General features: G+C 60.5%; 18 protein-coding genes and 1 tRNA gene. 5 read left to right on the plus strand and 14 right to left on the minus strand.

Annotated features, from left to right (window positions below; all coding sequences use genetic code 11):
* The first annotated feature begins 44 nt into the window (after positions 1-44).
* The gene (locus HFO71_RS06320) at positions 45-437 is read left to right on the plus strand and encodes a DoxX family protein (protein ID WP_025394689.1); all 393 of its coding nucleotides are present in this window, start codon (positions 45-47) and stop codon (positions 435-437) included.
* 42 nt (positions 438-479) lie between these two features.
* Here the strand turns inward: HFO71_RS06320 and sugE are convergent, their stop codons facing one another.
* The 8 genes from sugE to HFO71_RS06360 all read right to left on the minus strand — a co-directional run bounded on the left by sugE (position 480) and on the right by HFO71_RS06360 (position 6463).
* Positions 480-794 (minus strand): quaternary ammonium compound efflux SMR transporter SugE, encoded by a 315-nt coding sequence (gene sugE, locus HFO71_RS06325; protein WP_025394688.1) that lies wholly within the window; start codon positions 792-794, stop codon positions 480-482.
* 168 nt (positions 795-962) lie between these two features.
* The gene (locus HFO71_RS06330) at positions 963-1430 is read right to left on the minus strand and encodes a YaiI/YqxD family protein (protein WP_131642170.1); all 468 of its coding nucleotides are present in this window, start codon (positions 1428-1430) and stop codon (positions 963-965) included.
* A gap of 10 nt (positions 1431-1440) precedes the next feature.
* Positions 1441-1914 carry a GNAT family N-acetyltransferase gene (locus tag HFO71_RS06335; RefSeq protein WP_077978240.1) on the minus strand — a complete coding sequence of 158 codons (474 nt, stop codon included), beginning with the start codon at positions 1912-1914 and terminating at the stop codon, positions 1441-1443.
* Between the two features lie 118 nt (positions 1915-2032).
* The gene (locus tag HFO71_RS06340) at positions 2033-2266 is read right to left on the minus strand and encodes a hypothetical protein (protein ID WP_131642171.1); all 234 of its coding nucleotides are present in this window, start codon (positions 2264-2266) and stop codon (positions 2033-2035) included.
* A 165-nt stretch (positions 2267-2431) separates the two neighbouring features.
* Positions 2432-4453, minus strand: a complete 2022-nt coding sequence (locus HFO71_RS06345) for an acetyl-CoA carboxylase biotin carboxylase subunit (protein WP_077978238.1) — start codon at positions 4451-4453, stop codon at positions 2432-2434.
* A gap of 75 nt (positions 4454-4528) precedes the next feature.
* Complete coding sequence (locus tag HFO71_RS06350; protein ID WP_077978237.1) at positions 4529-5233, minus strand: hypothetical protein; 705 nt, start codon at positions 5231-5233, stop codon at positions 4529-4531.
* Between the two features lie 97 nt (positions 5234-5330).
* A complete protein-coding gene (locus tag HFO71_RS06355) occupies positions 5331-6281 on the minus strand; it encodes a DMT family transporter (protein ID WP_183594390.1) in 951 nt (316 codons plus the stop codon).
* A 97-nt stretch (positions 6282-6378) separates the two neighbouring features.
* Positions 6379-6463, minus strand: a tRNA-Leu gene (locus HFO71_RS06360).
* Positions 6464-6645: 182 nt separating this feature from the next.
* On the opposite strand from HFO71_RS06360, the gene lipB reads away from it, so the two are divergent.
* Positions 6646-7374 carry a lipoyl(octanoyl) transferase LipB gene (lipB, locus tag HFO71_RS06365; RefSeq protein WP_077978235.1) on the plus strand — a complete coding sequence of 243 codons (729 nt, stop codon included), beginning with the start codon at positions 6646-6648 and terminating at the stop codon, positions 7372-7374.
* A gap of 86 nt (positions 7375-7460) precedes the next feature.
* Here the strand turns inward: lipB and HFO71_RS06370 are convergent, their stop codons facing one another.
* From HFO71_RS06370 to HFO71_RS06380, 3 genes are all read right to left on the minus strand, one after another.
* Entirely contained in the window at positions 7461-7826 is a 366-nt protein-coding gene (locus HFO71_RS06370; RefSeq protein ID WP_020050075.1) for a hypothetical protein, read from the minus strand.
* Positions 7827-8144: 318 nt separating this feature from the next.
* Complete coding sequence (locus tag HFO71_RS06375; RefSeq protein WP_077978234.1) at positions 8145-8663, minus strand: BON domain-containing protein; 519 nt, start codon at positions 8661-8663, stop codon at positions 8145-8147.
* Between the two features lie 83 nt (positions 8664-8746).
* A complete protein-coding gene (locus HFO71_RS06380; RefSeq protein ID WP_077978233.1) occupies positions 8747-9241 on the minus strand; it encodes a peptide deformylase in 495 nt (164 codons plus the stop codon).
* Between the two features lie 242 nt (positions 9242-9483).
* On the opposite strand from HFO71_RS06380, the gene mgtE reads away from it, so the two are divergent.
* Both mgtE and HFO71_RS06390 read left to right on the plus strand, forming a co-directional pair.
* Entirely contained in the window at positions 9484-10899 is a 1416-nt protein-coding gene (gene mgtE, locus HFO71_RS06385; protein WP_025394678.1) for a magnesium transporter, read from the plus strand.
* Between the two features lie 64 nt (positions 10900-10963).
* Positions 10964-11356: a MerR family transcriptional regulator gene (locus HFO71_RS06390; protein WP_011652104.1), complete on the plus strand. Its 393-nt coding sequence runs from the start codon at positions 10964-10966 to the stop codon at positions 11354-11356.
* On the opposite strand, the gene HFO71_RS06395 is transcribed toward HFO71_RS06390, so the two are convergent.
* Complete coding sequence (locus HFO71_RS06395) at positions 11357-12373, minus strand: heparan-alpha-glucosaminide N-acetyltransferase (RefSeq protein WP_077978232.1); 1017 nt, start codon at positions 12371-12373, stop codon at positions 11357-11359.
* Positions 12373-13137, minus strand: coding sequence for a DUF599 domain-containing protein (locus HFO71_RS06400; RefSeq protein WP_077978231.1), 765 nt, complete (start codon positions 13135-13137; stop codon positions 12373-12375). Before HFO71_RS06400 ends, HFO71_RS06395 begins: the two co-directional genes overlap by 1 nt.
* Before the next feature lie 359 nt (positions 13138-13496).
* Here HFO71_RS06400 and HFO71_RS06405 point away from each other — a divergent pair, with 359 nt between their 5' ends.
* Positions 13497-14696: an acyltransferase family protein gene (locus HFO71_RS06405; protein WP_077978229.1), complete on the plus strand. Its 1200-nt coding sequence runs from the start codon at positions 13497-13499 to the stop codon at positions 14694-14696.
* A gap of 1 nt (position 14697) precedes the next feature.
* On the opposite strand, the gene HFO71_RS06410 is transcribed toward HFO71_RS06405, so the two are convergent.
* Positions 14698-15135 (minus strand): VOC family protein, encoded by a 438-nt coding sequence (locus HFO71_RS06410; RefSeq protein ID WP_077978228.1) that lies wholly within the window; start codon positions 15133-15135, stop codon positions 14698-14700.
* Positions 15136-15179: the final 44 nt, after the last annotated feature.

Genomic DNA, 15179 nt, shown 5'->3' on the forward strand with positions numbered 1-15179 from the left:
GGACAGGCTAACGCTCGGTTGTTTCTTGTTAACGAGGGGTTTTAATGTCGATTTTCGACCGTCTTTCCGTCTATCAGCCCTATGGGCTGGCTGCTCTCAGGATCATCACCGCACTGCTGTTCATCGAACACGGGACGATGAAGCTTTTCGGTTTCCCGGCTTCGCAGATGTCCGGCGCGCTGTCGCCGCTGATGCTGTTCGCCGCCCTTCTTGAGCTGATCGGCGGCATCCTCATTCTCGTCGGCCTGCTGACGCGCCCTGTCGCCTTCCTGCTGGCCGGTGAAATGGCCGTCGCCTATTTCATGGCGCATGCCCCGAGCAGCTTCTTCCCGGCCGTCAACCAGGGCGATGCCGCGATCCTGTTCTGCTTCGTCTTCCTGTATCTGGTCTTTTCCGGTCCCGGCGCTTTTGCCGTCGATACCCGCAAGACGGTTTGAACTATAAGCCGAGGGGCGTCAGCGGCGCCCCTCGATCTCATGTCAGGCGGTAAGCTTGAGGCCGGCGATGCCGGCGACGATCAGCGTGATGCAGGCAAGGCGGGAGACACTTGCCTCATCGCCAAGCAGCCAGATGCCGAGAAAGACGGTGCCGACCGTGCCGATGCCGGTCCAGACCGCATAGGCGGTGCCGATAGGCAGATGCTTCACCGCCAGGCCGAGCAGCACGATGCTGATCACCATCGATATGACAGTCAGCGCCGTCGGTATCGGCCGTGTGAAGCCTTCGGTATATTTAAGGCCGATCGCCCAGCCACATTCAAAAAGACCGGCGAGAAAAAGCAGAAACCAGGCCATGCGACTCTCCTTGTTCAAGAGCGAGGCCGTCCCCGCGACAGTTGCATCCCGGAGGATGCCGCAGTCGTCTGCGATAGTGCCTATATGCGTGAGGAAACGGCCGACTTCAAGGTTGGAATCGGCATGCCTGCCATGCCACCCGTTACTTGCGAGCCTGTGCGAGCCACATCAATTTTGCCCGCCAGCCTCCGCGGCAAGGCCCTTGGCGCGACGGCAGAGGCGATCGAAGGTTTCGAGGAAGCGTGAGCGGTCCTTCGGGCTGAAGGCGGCGTTGTAGCCCTTGCTCTCGCCGGTTTCGCGCAGGTGCGCGCCGAGATCGCGCATGGCGCTCGCCATGCCGATATTGGTCTCGTCGAAGACGCGCCCCGTGGGGCCGCTGACGAAGGCGCCGGTCGCGACACAGCGCACGGCAAGTGGCACATCGGCGGTGACGACGACATCGCCCGCGCCGGCGCGTTCGGCGATCCAGTTGTCGGCAGCGTCGAAGGCGTTGGAGACGATGACATTGTGGATCATCGGATCGCGCGAGGGGCGCAGGCCGGAATTGGCAACGAAGGTGACTTCGAGGCCGTGACGTTCGGCCACCTTCAGGACTTCCGGCTTTACCGGGCAGGCATCGGCGTCGACATAGATCATGGCAATATCCTCATGCCGGCTGAGTGGCCGGCTGGCGGACCATATCGATATGAGGGATGCCGTCTTCCAGATATTCCTGCGATGTCCCGATAAAGCCGAAGGATTCATAGAAGCGGCGCAGATGAGCCTGCGCCGACAAGGCGATCGGGTTTTCCGGATAAAGCCGCTCGCAAGCGGCGATCGCTTCGCTCATCAGCGCGTCGCCCAGACGCTTGCCGCGATGGGCAGGGGAGACGACCACGCGGCCGATCTTCGACGCATCCCGCGGTTCATGCGGTTTTAGAATCCGCGCCGAGGCCAGCAGTTCGCTACCCTCCAGCAGCCGCAGATGCAGCGCATCGATATCCTTGCCGTCGAGTTCGGGATACGGGCAGTTCTGCTCGACGATGAAAACGTCGACGCGCATTCTCAGGACATCATAGAGTTCCCGCGCGGAAAACTCATCGAAACCCTTGAGATCGGTCGTGTAAGTCGTCGAAGCCATGAATAGAAACCACGCTTAGATGCCTCGCCGGAATGCTGAGGTCTAGGTTTTCCGTATATGTACGACGGGACCGATGACTTCAAGCGAGGAAATAGCTGCTCCCATTTCGGGAATCCGCCTAACCTTCGCGAACGTACTGGTGAAAGTTCAAACCGTACGCATGAGGAGCGTCTGGCGGAGGCTGCTGCGGCTCGGTCGAGTAAACATAGATTCGCCCGGACGCATTAAATCCCACATTCCGACCAATCGTCACGACCATGTCGATAGCCTCGTCATTGTCGCTCACCCAAGCCTGTATCGAAAAGAAGGCTGCCGAGCCCGCCGTGGTGTCGAAATCCGGGTTGGAGATCATGACCTCTCCGTCTGCGATTACGGTGAAATGGCGGAAAGCCGTTTTCAGCTTCCCGTATCGCAGTTTCAATTTCCAGTTCTTTAGCAAATCCATATGCATTCAAAACGAGTTTTACGCTGCGAGCAGAGGTCCGAATTTGCATCAGCTCGAAGTCCGCCATCAGCCTCAGGCGAATTCCATGATCACGGCATCGACGGCCAGGCTTTCGCCGGCTGCGGCATTAATCTTCGAGACGACGAGATCGCGGTCGGCGCGCAGCACGTTTTCCATCTTCATCGCTTCAACGATCGCAAGCGTCTCACCGGCCTTGACCTCCTGGCCCTCGGCCACCGCGATGGCGACGACGAGGCCGGGCATCGGGCAGAGCAGGAGCTTGGACGTATCGGGCGGCAGCTTCACCGGCATCAGCCTGTCGAGCTCGGCATGACGCGGCGAAAAGACCTTGGCCGTCACTGAAAGTCCCTGCCAGTCGATACGCAAGCCGTTCAGAACGGGGCGGATCTGCGCGGTGACGTCGCGACCGCCGACCTTGCCGTTCCAGACATGGTCGCCCGGTCTCCAACCGGTGACAACATTCCGGCTCTCGCCCTCTGTCGCCCCATCGATCGCGATATCCATATCGAAGGGGATGGTGACGAGGCCGTCGAGCAATCTTGCCGCGACGTGATTGTCGCCGATCTTGACCACCCAATCCTCGCGCAGCGCGCCCGCTGCGGCGCGCAGACGATCGGCGAAACGTTCGCGGCGGTTCGTCTCGATCAGCGAGGCGGAAAGCGCGATGCCGGCAAGCACGGCTTCTTGCGCCGGGTCCGGTTTCATCGGCGCAAAGCCATCGGGATATTCCTCGGCGATGAAGCCTGTGGAAAGCCGGCCCTCGCGCCAGCGCGGATGTTTCATCAGCGCCGACAGGAAAGGAACATTGTGCTCGATACCGTCGACGACGAAGCCGTCGAGCGCTTGCCCCATGGCCTCGATCGCTTCCAGCCGCGTCGGCGCCCAGGTGCAGAGCTTGGCGATCATCGGATCGTAATACATCGAGATCTCCGCGCCTTCGAAGACGCCGGTGTCGTTGCGGACGACGACATTGCCGGTCCTGCCTTCCGCCGGCGGCCGGTAGCGCGTCAGGCGGCCGATCGAGGGCAGGAAGTTGCGATAGGGATCCTCGGCATAGAGCCGGCTCTCGACCGCCCAGCCGTCAAGCCTGATATCCTCTTGGGCAAAGGGAAGTGGCTCTCCGGCTGCGACACGGATCATCTGCTCGACGAGGTCGATACCGGTGATGAGTTCGGTCACGGGATGCTCGACCTGCAGGCGGGTGTTCATTTCGAGGAAATAGAATTTGCGGTCCCGGTCGACGATGAATTCGACGGTGCCGGCGCTCTGGTAATCGACGGCTCTCGCCAGCGCCACCGATTGTTCGCCCATCGCCTTGCGGGTCGCTTCATCGAGGAAGGGCGAGGGCGCCTCTTCCGCCACCTTCTGGTTCCGCCGCTGGATCGAGCATTCGCGCTCGCCGAGATAGACGACGTTGCCATGCGCATCTGCCAGGACCTGGATTTCGATATGGCGCGGCTCGACGACGAACTTTTCGATGAAGACGCGGTCGTCGCCGAACGAGCTTTTCGCCTCCGAGCGGGCGCGCTCGAAGCCGTCGCGCACTTCCGCCTCGTTCCAGGCAATGCGCATGCCCTTGCCGCCGCCGCCGGCCGAGGCCTTGATCATGACGGGATAACCGATCCCGCCCGATATCACTTCCGCATGGGCGGCATCCTCGATGATGCCGAGGTGGCCGGGCACGGTGGAGACACCGGCGGCATTGGCGAACTTCTTCGATTCGATCTTGTCGCCCATCGCCATGATGGCCTTCGGCTTCGGGCCGATGAAGACGATGCCCTGCTTTTCCAGCTCCGCGCAGAAAGAGGCGCGCTCGGACAGGAAGCCGTAACCGGGATGCACCGCCTCGGCGCCGGTTGCCTTGCAGGCGGCAATGATCTTTTCGGCGACGAGATAACTCTCGGACGCCGCGGCCGGGCCGATATGCACGGCCTCGTCGGCCATCTCGACATGCAGCGCGTCCCGATCCGCATCCGAATAGACCGCGACGGTCAAAATGCCCATGCGGCGCGCAGTCTTGATCACGCGGCAGGCGATTTCGCCGCGATTCGCGATCAGGATTTTCTTGAACATCGAGACTCCACCCAGAAATGCATTCCGGAGTTTTACGCACAAAACACCGGAACGCACAATCAGGCCTGCGGAGCGTCAGGCGACGGCAGCTTCCGAAACGGTTTCCTCGTCGACGATGCGCAGCCAGCGGCTGCGCCGCGGCTCGGCATAGTCGCGCAGCTCGACGGCAGCCATAATCGCCGCCCAGTGAGGATGATTGGCGCCGCGCAGCGTTGCCTGCTCGATCTGCTGGAGAACGCCGTATTCGACCGACGAGACCGGGATGGTGCCGCCTTCGGCGACGCTTCTGAAGATGCGCATCGCATAGTCGATGTCCTGGCGGGTGATGCCCCGGCGATCGATGGCGCGCGACAGCTTGTAGCCACCGATATTGTCGGTGATTGCCAGGCGGAGCTGATCGAGGGCGAGCGCTCTCAACTCGACCGGGACATCGGCCGAAATCTCCATGACGTGGAGAATGAGTTCGAGCTCGAGCGCCGAGTTGACGACCCCATCGGTCGTGAACATGCGCATGATCCAGGCGACGTTGATTTCATCCAGCGAACCCTGCGGATAGGTGTAATGGACGATGAAACCGGCGAGCTGCTCCACGAAGAAAGCGTTCCAGTCGGCACATTTTTCAGGGCAGGAATTGTTAAGCGCCAACATCGCCACGACATCGTCGGATGTCCGGATACCCTCCGGAAAACTATGTTTGCGCAGCAGTACTATATCTTCGGCCGTCAGCCGATGCTTGCCGGCCACGACACAGGCCGGAAAAGCGAGACGAAATTCGCTCATGTTTTAACTCCAGGCTTCATCATGAAGCCGGAGACGATTTTACCGCCTGCGAATTGACGATCCCTCAAGAAGAGGAGTTAACCCGATATTCCCTGGGTCAGGAGGATTTTAACGATTGCGCCTGCAGCCGCTCACGCCAGATGATGAAGAGGCCTGACGCAACGATGATGAAGATGCCGATCCATTTGGAAAAGCTCGGGAAATCGTTGAAAAGCGCATAGCCGAGAACGGTCGCCGAGATGATCTCGAAGTACTGGAACGGCGCAAGCAGCGACAGCGGCGCGAGGCGGAAAGCCCGGACGACGAGCATATGCGCATATCCCGAGATCGAGCCAAGGGCGAGAAGCAGAACAAGGCCGAGGCTGGAGGAGGGCAGAGAGACGGCAAAATCGGCATTGCCGGAACTGTTGCCGAGGAAAAGGGCGGCCGCCATGAAGACCGTTCCGCCGATGCCGGCCATCGTCTGCATGGTCAGCGGCGAATCGGCCTCGCCGATGGCGCGGTTGAGGAAGAGATAGAGCGAGAACAGAAAGGCGCAGGCGACCGGCAGCAGCGCCTTCAGGCCGAAGATTTCGTAGCTCGGCTGAATGACGATCATCGCGCCGCCGAACCCGACGACGATTGCCACCCAGCGCCGCCGGCCGACCTTCTCTCCGAGAAACAGCGCCGACAGAGCGGCCAGCATGAAGGGCTCGACGAAATAGATAGCGAAGACATCGGCAAGCGGCATGTATTTGACGGCGACGAAGAAAAGCAGGCTGGCGGCACCGTGCAGCACACCGCGCAGCAGGTTCATCCATGGCCGCTTGGCCGAGAGCGCCTTCAGCCCGAAAAGGGCGAAAAGAATCGGCAGGGTGCAGGCGATCTGGAAGAAGAATCGGTAGAAGGTGACCTGACCCGGCGACATCGCCTCGAAGGTCGCCATATATTTGGCGATCGCATCCATGGTCGGCAGGATGAGCATGGCGCCGGACATGATGGCCATGCCCTGCAGGGAATTTTGACGGAACTCTGACATGGCTGCTGATTCTTGCGAGGATGACGCCATCAACCATGAGAAGGCCGGGCGTTCAAGCCGAGCAATCGCAAATGGCTTCGAGGTGAAAACGAAATCGTCGCTTAGAGAGCGTTTCCCTGAAGGGAAATGGTGCGGTCGAGAAGACTCGAACTTCCACGGGTTGCCCCACAGCGACCTCAACGCTGCGCGTCTACCAATTCCGCCACGACCGCATCGTGGTAGGTGCCGATTTGCGTCGGCGGGGCAGCATGTAGCAAAAGCTTCTGGGGTGCACAAGGGCGATATGACAGTTTTTTTGAAAACCGCTCACAGCATTTGAATTGGCCCCGAAACGGGTCCATATAACTGTCCTGCCGCCCCTATTTCACAGGCATTTCGGGGAGAGCGGCAAGGAATGGCCATGCTTCGCACCGATCTCGAATTTTCCATGCTTCCCCAACTCGGCACCCGACCGGTCCGCTGGCGCTTTGCGGACGGCCTCGTTCCCTATGAGGAGGCGGTGGAGACGATGGAGCGCGAGGTGGCGGTAATCGCCGATGGCGGTGATGAGCTCGTCTGGCTCGTCGAACATCCGCCGCTCTATACCGCCGGCACCAGCGCCAATGCGAGGGACCTCGTCCAGCCGAACCGGTTTCCGGTCTTCGCGACCGGACGTGGCGGTGAATACACCTATCATGGACCCGGCCAGCGCGTCGCTTATGTCATGCTCGATCTGAAGAGGCGGCGTCAGGACGTGCGCGCCTTCGTCGCCGCCCTCGAAGATGTCGTCATTCGTACACTGGACATGATGAATGTGCGCGGCGAGCGACGTGAAGATCGCGTCGGCGTCTGGGTGCGTCGGCCGGGAAAGCCATTGCTGGCCGATGGGACGATGGCCGAGGACAAGATCGCCGCCCTCGGTATAAGACTGCGGAAATGGGTCACCTTCCACGGACTGTCGCTCAACGTCGATCCGGATCTCGATCATTTCGGCGGCATCGTGCCCTGCGGGATTTCGGCCTACGGCGTGACCAGCCTCGTCGATCTTGGCTTGCCCGTGATGATGGCTGATGTCGATATGCGGCTGCGCACCGCCTTCGAAGCGGTTTTCGGCGAAACGACGGGCGGAAATCTGACGCTTTAGGGAACAATCGCCGGCGTAGAGATGGATTGAAAAAGAGAGGGCCGATTTCCGGCCCTTTCTTTTGTCGGATCCCAGCCTTTATCGGATCAATGTGTCGCGCGGCATGCTTCCGTACGGGAGGCGCCGCTGTCTGCACCCTTGGTGTGGGATCCCTTCGGGCCAATCATGCTGTGGCATGGGGGCAGGGGGTTGATACCGGCCGTTGCGGTCTTGTCGACGACAGGAGTCGCCATGGCGCTTGGGGCAAAGCCGTCGCTGTCGTTGGTATAGTCGCTGGAATAGGCCGGGGCCTTGTGGCTGCTGTAGTGGACCGGGGCCGGCTTTGACATCGGGCTCGGCGCGAAACCATCGCTGTCATTGGTGTAGTCGCTCGAATAGGTCGGCTGGGCGAAGGCAGCGCCTGCAAGGCTGACGGCGAACAGGGACGCGGCAAGGGCAAATTTGATGCGCATGGGTCTATCTCCTCAATCTGCTGTTGAATTCCACAACACAAACTAACCCTCGGCACACAGGAGATCGCGCTCCAATTCAGGCAATTTTGTGATAATATGACGGCGTAGGCCGCGACCTTTTGTCCGAATGAAATCACGGTGTTGTCAACGGGATTGACGTTCTCGTGACAGAAGCCGCCTAACAGAAATTGGCAATTGGTCACGTCAATAAGACAGTTGCCGCTACAATCGTAAATTGTTAATTTTTGGTAATGTTGGGAACGATCATCAACGGAGGCGGCAGCCCTGCCGTTGATGATCTGCGCTGTGCGTAATGCGTTAGTCCTCGTTGGGGATATGCGCGTCGACACCGGTCAGCTGCAACTTGTTGCGGACATGATGGACGCCGTCGACCGAAAGCGCGCCGAGTTCGACCTTGCGGGCGATGCCGATCGTCTCCACCGATCCTTCCAGGGTAACGACATGACCGTCTGCATGAACCTCGACGCTTTCGATATCGACCTCGGGAATGTTTTCTAGATTGTCGTTCACCCGCGCTTCGAGATCGTCGCTTTCATCGCGGTCGATCGTATCGGCGCGCAGCGAATCTTTCAGGCGGTTCTCGTTGCCGTCTTCATCCGTGCCATCGATCCGGAAGCCCTTGTTGGGATCGCTGTCGAAATTGGCCGCGGTCTCGCCGTAAGGACGATTATCCGGGCCGCCGGTGCCGGCGCCGCTGCCATCGGCATAGGGCCAGCCGTCGTCGAGATTGCGCTCTTCGAGGTCGCGATAATCTTCCTCCCGGGAAAGCTCAGGCTTCTCCCGGGAAAACTGGGTCTTGTCACCGATCCTTGCCATTGCACTCGCTCCTTGTTTCTTTGCTGGAAACGCCGGCGACGGCGAATGGTTCGGCGTGGACGGCGATTTGTCAGCCGTGATTGTCAGCCCTGGGCCTTCTCCCATTTCTTCACGAGACGGTCGCGCTTCAGCCGTGAGAGGCGCTGCAGCCAGAAAATGCCGTCGAGCTGGTCGACTTCGTGCTGGATGCAGATAGCGAGGAAATCTTCGGCACCGTCCTCGTGCACGGCGCCCTCGGCGTCCTGATAGCGGAAGCGGATCGCCCGCGGGCGCGTGACCTCGTCTGTCGCGCCGGGCATCGAGACGCTGCCTTCGGTATGGTTCATCGTCTCCTTCGAAAACCAGGTGATATGAGGATTGACGTAAAGGCGCACGCCGTCGGCCTTGTCGAGCTCCAGCACCGTGACACGGCTGAAGACGCCGATATGGGCGGCGGTGATGCCGACGCCGGGGGCTGCGCGCATCGTCGCCAGCAGGTCCTCGGCAAACGCTGTGAGCGAGGAATCGAAGACCGTCACCGGCGCGCAGACAGTCTTGAGGCCCGGATGCGGATAACGCAGAATGGGACGGATGGGCATGGGGCAGGCTTCCTCTGCTTGGACGGGTGAGGAAACTATCGCCGGCCGCGTGCATTGTCATCACGAACCACGGTTTGCCGCTTTACGACACGGATGCTTTGGGCTAGCAGGGGCCAAGAATTCCGGTTGCGGGAGCCTCGCGCGGGATTTGCTTATCCGCTTGTTGACAATGTGTTTTCGGCCGACATTTGCGAATGCGGCGCGGCAGTCGTTGAAATTCGAACCAGATGCGAGGGCGGCAGATGACGACGACCGATGGCGAAGACCGCATTCGCAGGCGTCCCGATGACGAGGAAGCCGATATCTACGACGAGGACGGCAATGTCCGCGGCGATTTCCTGGCGCTCGTCGGTGCTGCGATCGCCGACCGCGACACGCTGTTCCTGCGCCAGAACGTTGCCCGCCTGCATGAATCCGAAATAGGCGACCTGCTGGAATCGATCCAGCCGGATCAGCGCCTGGCGCTGGTGCGCCTGCTCGGCGACGATTTCGACATGACGGCGCTGACCGAGGTCGACGAGGCGATCCGCCGCGAAATCGTCGACCAGATGCCGAACGCGCAGATCGCCGCAGCCATCGGCGAGCTCGATTCGGACGATGCCGTCTACATTCTCGAAGACCTCGACAAGGAGGACCGGGAAGAGATTCTCGCCCAGCTGCCGTTCACCGAGCGGGTGCGGCTGCGGCGGGCACTCGACTATCCCGAAAGCTCGGCCGGGCGCCGCATGCAGACGGAATTCGTCGCCGTGCCGCCATTCTGGACGGTCGGCCAGACGATCGACTACATGCGCGACGAAGAGGATCTGCCCTATTCCTTCTCGCAGATATTCGTCATCGATCCGACCTTCAAGCTGCTCGGCGCCGTCGATCTGGACCAGATCCTGCGCACCAAGCGGCAGACCAAGATCGAGCAGATCATGCGCGAGACCAACCATCCGGTTCCGGCCGAGATGGACCAGGAGGAGGCGGCCCAGCTCTTCGAGCAGTACGACCTTCTCTCGGCCGCCGTCGTCGACGAAAACGGCCGGCTGGTCGGCGTGCTGACCATCGACGACGTCGTCGACGTCATCCACGAGGAGGCGGACGAGGACATTAAGCGTCTCGGCGGCGTCGGCGATGAAGAGCTGTCGGACAATGTGTTCTCGACGGTGCGTTCGCGCTTCCTGTGGCTTTTGATCAACCTCGGCACGGCGATGCTGTCGGCAAGCGTCATCGGCCTGTTCGACGCCTCGATCGAGAAGATGATCGCGCTTGCCGTGCTGATGCCGATCGTCGCCTCGATGGGCGGCAATGCCGGCACGCAGACGATGACGGTGACGGTGCGCGCGCTCGCGACCCGCGATCTCGACATCTACAATGCCGGCCGCATCATCCGCAGGGAGGCGGGCGTCGGCATCCTCAACGGCATCGTCTTCGCGTCGATCATGGGCGCGATCGCCGGGACTTGGTTCCACGACTACCAGCTCGGCGGCGTGATTGCGGCGGCGATGGTCATCAACCTGATGGCGGCAGCCCTTGCCGGCATCCTGCTGCCGCTGCTGCTCGACAAGATGGGCGCCGACCCGGCGATCGCCTCTTCCGTCTTCGTCACCACGGTGACGGACTGTACCGGCTTCTTCGCCTTTCTTGGTATCGCCACCTGGTGGTTCGGCATCTGAACCGCCCAAAAATTGACTATTACGTAAAAGTCAATATTATCGTCTGTCCGACGACGGGGAACACATGCCGGTGAACAAATATTATAGCATAACGGAACTGACGCGCGAATTCGGGGTCTCGACGCGCACGCTCCGCTTCTACGAAGATGAGGGACTGATCCATCCGGAGCGGCGCGGGCGTACGCGTCTGTTCCGGCAAGCCGACCGGCGGCTCATCGGGGAAATCCTGCGCGGCCGGCGCATCGGCTTCACCATCGCGGAGATCCGCGAGATCATCCAGGTCTACAAGGAGCCGCCGGGCGAACTCGGCCAGTTGAAACTCCTGATGAAGCGCGTCGACGAGAAGCGCGACGACCTGCGCCAGAAGCGCAAGGATATCGACGACACGCTGGCGGAACTCGACGCTATCGAAGAGACCTGCCTCGGCCGGCTCGCCGAAATCGGCGTCACCACCTGATCATTGCTGGGGCAGTGGCGCGGGCGCAGGCTCACTCTCGCCGCTGCATTCGGAGGCGATCGCCTGGACCCGCTCGTCGTTCTCTATGTCGATCGCCCCCTCCTGCAATGGCGTGAACAGGGCTTGCGCCTGCAATTTCCCCAGCGTGCACTGGCAGAAGCTGTGGCAGAGCGCTTCGCCTTGCTGCATCAGGCAAGAGGCGTTGCATTGCCTTAGGTAAGTTGCTACCGGATCCGGCGCCTGCGGCGGGACGACCAGGGAAATCCCATAGGCGATGCCGATCAACACCGGCTGATGGATGAGATAGAAGGCAAGGCTGTGGCGGCCGAGCCTTGCCGGCCACCAGGAGCCGGTGCCGACGGCGGCAAGCCCGTGCGGCAGCTTGGTTCTGATGGCGATCGAGGCGATACTCAACCCAGTGAAGAAGGGCGTTGCCCAGGGAAACAGCGGCACGTAGTCGTTGGACCGTTCCGGCGTCACCGCAAGGCCGATCCAGGCGAGATATCGCGGATCGAAGAAGGATGAGCGAAGCAGGCCGGGTGGCCCGAAATTATCGGTGATCCAGGCGGCAAAGAGCACGAGCGTAGCGATGAGCGTGACGGCGAGCGGCAGTCTCAAAAAAACGACGCCGACGAGCGTGAGCACCGCGATGCAGTGCAGGATGCCGAAATAGATCCACTCGTTCGGCATCGCGATGCGTGTGGCAATCGAGATCACCGCGGCTGCCGCGGCGATCATGCCGAAACGCTTCCAGAAGGACGGCCAGCGAATCTCAGGCGTGCTTGAGAGCACCAGGCTGATGCCGACGATGAAGAGAAAGGTCGTGGCGATCGCCCGGGCATAGATCTTCAGCCAGCCGGTCTCGGCCGTGCCCGGCGCGAGATAACCCATGAACTCCATGTCCCAGCTGAAATGGTAGCTCGCCATGGCGATCAGCGCGACGCCGCGTGCCGTATCCAATAGACCGATGCGCGGCAGTCTTGCGGCCGCATCGGCTTTACTTGCCGGCAATGTCATCAGAGTCCCTCGGATAAATCATTTCCGCCGCTCGACGGCATATCGCGGCGAATAGCAGAAAGGTGGAGATTTAAAGGCGGGCCGCTGTCCATGATCGCCAGTCGCGCTTGCGAGAAAAATTGCCGGCGTGTCAGCACGACGATGACGATCGCCGTCGTCATCATGAAAACATAGGGGTTGATGAACCAGCCGAGATAGCCGATCGACAGGAAGATCGCCCTGAGGCCCTCGTTGAAATTGCTGCCGGCGATGACGTTCATGCGGATGACGCGTTCAGCGGCCCGCTCGGCGGCGATGACGTCGCGCTCGGTGTCGCGCATCATCGGGATCGAACCGAAGAGGATGGTGCAGTAGTTGAACAGCCGGTAGGACCAGCCGAATTTGAAGAAGGCGTAGCCGAAAAGCGCTGCCAGCCCGCCGACCTTCATCTCGAACACGGCATGGCCGCCATGGAAGACGAAGGGCAGGTCGGCGAAGACGGCGTCGACCTTCTCAGTCGCGCCGAGCAAAGCAAAGCAGCTGCCTATCGCGAAGATCGAGGTCGAGGCGAAGAAAGCGGTGCCGTTCTGCAGGCCGGCCATGATCTGGGTGTCGATCATCTTCAGGTCGCGGCGCAGCGAATTGTAGATCCATTCCCGGCGCCGTTCGGTCATCGCATGGGTCAGGCTGGTGCGTCCGAAGAAGGTGCGGCCATGCAGCAGCCAGGAATAGCCCATCCAGACAAAGGCAAAGAAGGCCAGAGCGATATAATCCGCCGTCGTCATCAGTGATTCGGTCTCCGCATGAACGCGGCCACTATGCCGCAAGTCGGATTATGCCGCATGGCCGAGTTCGGCGGCTTTACGCGGGCTTTCGGCCATGCGGCAGTTCGGCATAATCGAGCCGTCGGGAAACGACAAGGTTTGGTGGATCGTCGACCGGCACTTCTGGACTAAAAATGGCAATGCGGCGTCCGTTAGCTCGCAGATTGAGGGCTGGGACCTAGCGCTCTCACGCTGGAGCGAAGTCAGTGCCATCGATCGCGCCTGCAACCGCCAGATGAGTACGCCGCGTTAACCGCTTGTAAAGTCGTGATGGCCAATTGTCAGGACTGAAGTTGACCAACCTAGTTCAAAAGTGACTCATGAGCAGGCCGGATTACATCCCCAGTCTCGACGGCCTGCGCGGTCTCGCTGCGCTTCTGGTCGTTGGAGCCCATATTGGCCTTATCTTTCCGATCACAGCTCCGAATCTCGTGACGATGGGCGACGAAGCTGTCGGTTTGTTTTTTGCTCTCAGCGGCTTCCTGATGGCTCATCTTTACGGCTCACGGCCGGTCACGCGAGAAAACGTGCTGGATTTTCTTGTGAGCCGCTTTGCCCGCATCTATCCGGTTTACCTGGTGGCCGTCGTTCTCGTAGCGATGCTGTCGAGCATGCAAAATCCGGATTTTGTTCAGCCGATCGTTAGCGGCACGGATTTTGTGCGCCATGTCTTTCTGCTTGGCTCGAGTGGTGTTTTCTGGTCGATACCGCCCGAGATCCAGTTCTATCTGCTCTTTCCCGTCCTGTGGCTCTGCCTGGCCCAGCCGCACCGGCATAGCGGCTTGATTGTGGGCCTCGCCGTGGTCGTCGTCGTGGATGGCCTGGTTGAATTGCCGGGCCCGGGAATAGTGCTCGTCTCCAAGCTTCCTTACTTTCTTTTTGGCGCACTTGCCGGGATCATGCATTCCTGCTGGAACAACTGGATTCCATCTGTCCTCACAGGTATTTCAACGCTTTTCCTTCTGGCGGTGTTTTTCACTTACCGGCATATCTTGCCCGGTTTTTCCCCCGAATTTTGGAGCCTTCAAAGTGCGGTGGCCGCGGCCGTCGTTGTCGGGCTCGTCGCTCGACAGCCTCCCATCGCAGCCCGTGTCCTGGCAGCTGCACCAGTACGGTTTTTCGGAAAGATCAGTTTTTCACTTTACCTTTTCCATGTCCCCATCATGTTCCTGGCGCGTCTGACCTTTGATGCCTTGATGCCCGAACCGGCGCTCATTGTGGTGACGCTTTGCATTGCGGTAGCCGGGGCATGGTTCATCCACGAGACGATAGAGGTTCCAGGCCGGCGGCTGCTGGTCCTGATATGGCAGGACAATCGCTGGCGTCTGGTTTCGCGCGAAACTCCGGCCGACCAAATGGACCGCGCAATTCTCGGCCTGCAGGAGATCGAAAAGCGCCTGGGGAACGGCGCAACGTCAGCCATGGCCGATCAACGACAAATCTCGACGACGGCCGAGCCCCGGGATGGAGCCGACAGCACGGTCATTCAAGATGATCGCAACGGGAAGCTTCGCGCATAGCTCAGCTAAGCTCTTGGGCGAGTCCGATGAGAAGCCCTCCAGGCCCGCGGATGTAGCAGAGCCGATAGGTGTCTTGATAGTCCACGACTTCGCCGACGAGCTGCGCGCCGCGCTTGCGGAGCCTCTCAAGCGTCTCGTCGATGTCATCAAGGGCGAACATGACGCGGAGGTAGCCTAGAGCGTTCACCGGGGCATTGCGGTGATCCGCGACAGCAGGCGGCCTGAGGAAGCGGGAGAGCTCGAGCCGGCTGTGGCCATCAGGCGTGCGCATCATGGCAATCTCGACGTGCTGATCGCCCAGTCCAGTGACACGTCCAGCCCATTCTCCTTCGATCGCAGCCCGCCCTTCGAGCTCGAGGCCGAGTTCGCCAAAGAAATCAATTGCCTCTCCGAGGTCTTCAACGACGATTCCTATGTTGTCCATCCGTTTGAGCGCCATGTGTCCCATCTCCCAAGCTACAAAGGTGTCGTCTAGCATCGACG

Source organism: Rhizobium laguerreae (assembly GCF_019778565.1).
GTDB classification, from domain to species: Bacteria; Pseudomonadota; Alphaproteobacteria; order Rhizobiales; family Rhizobiaceae; genus Rhizobium; species Rhizobium laguerreae.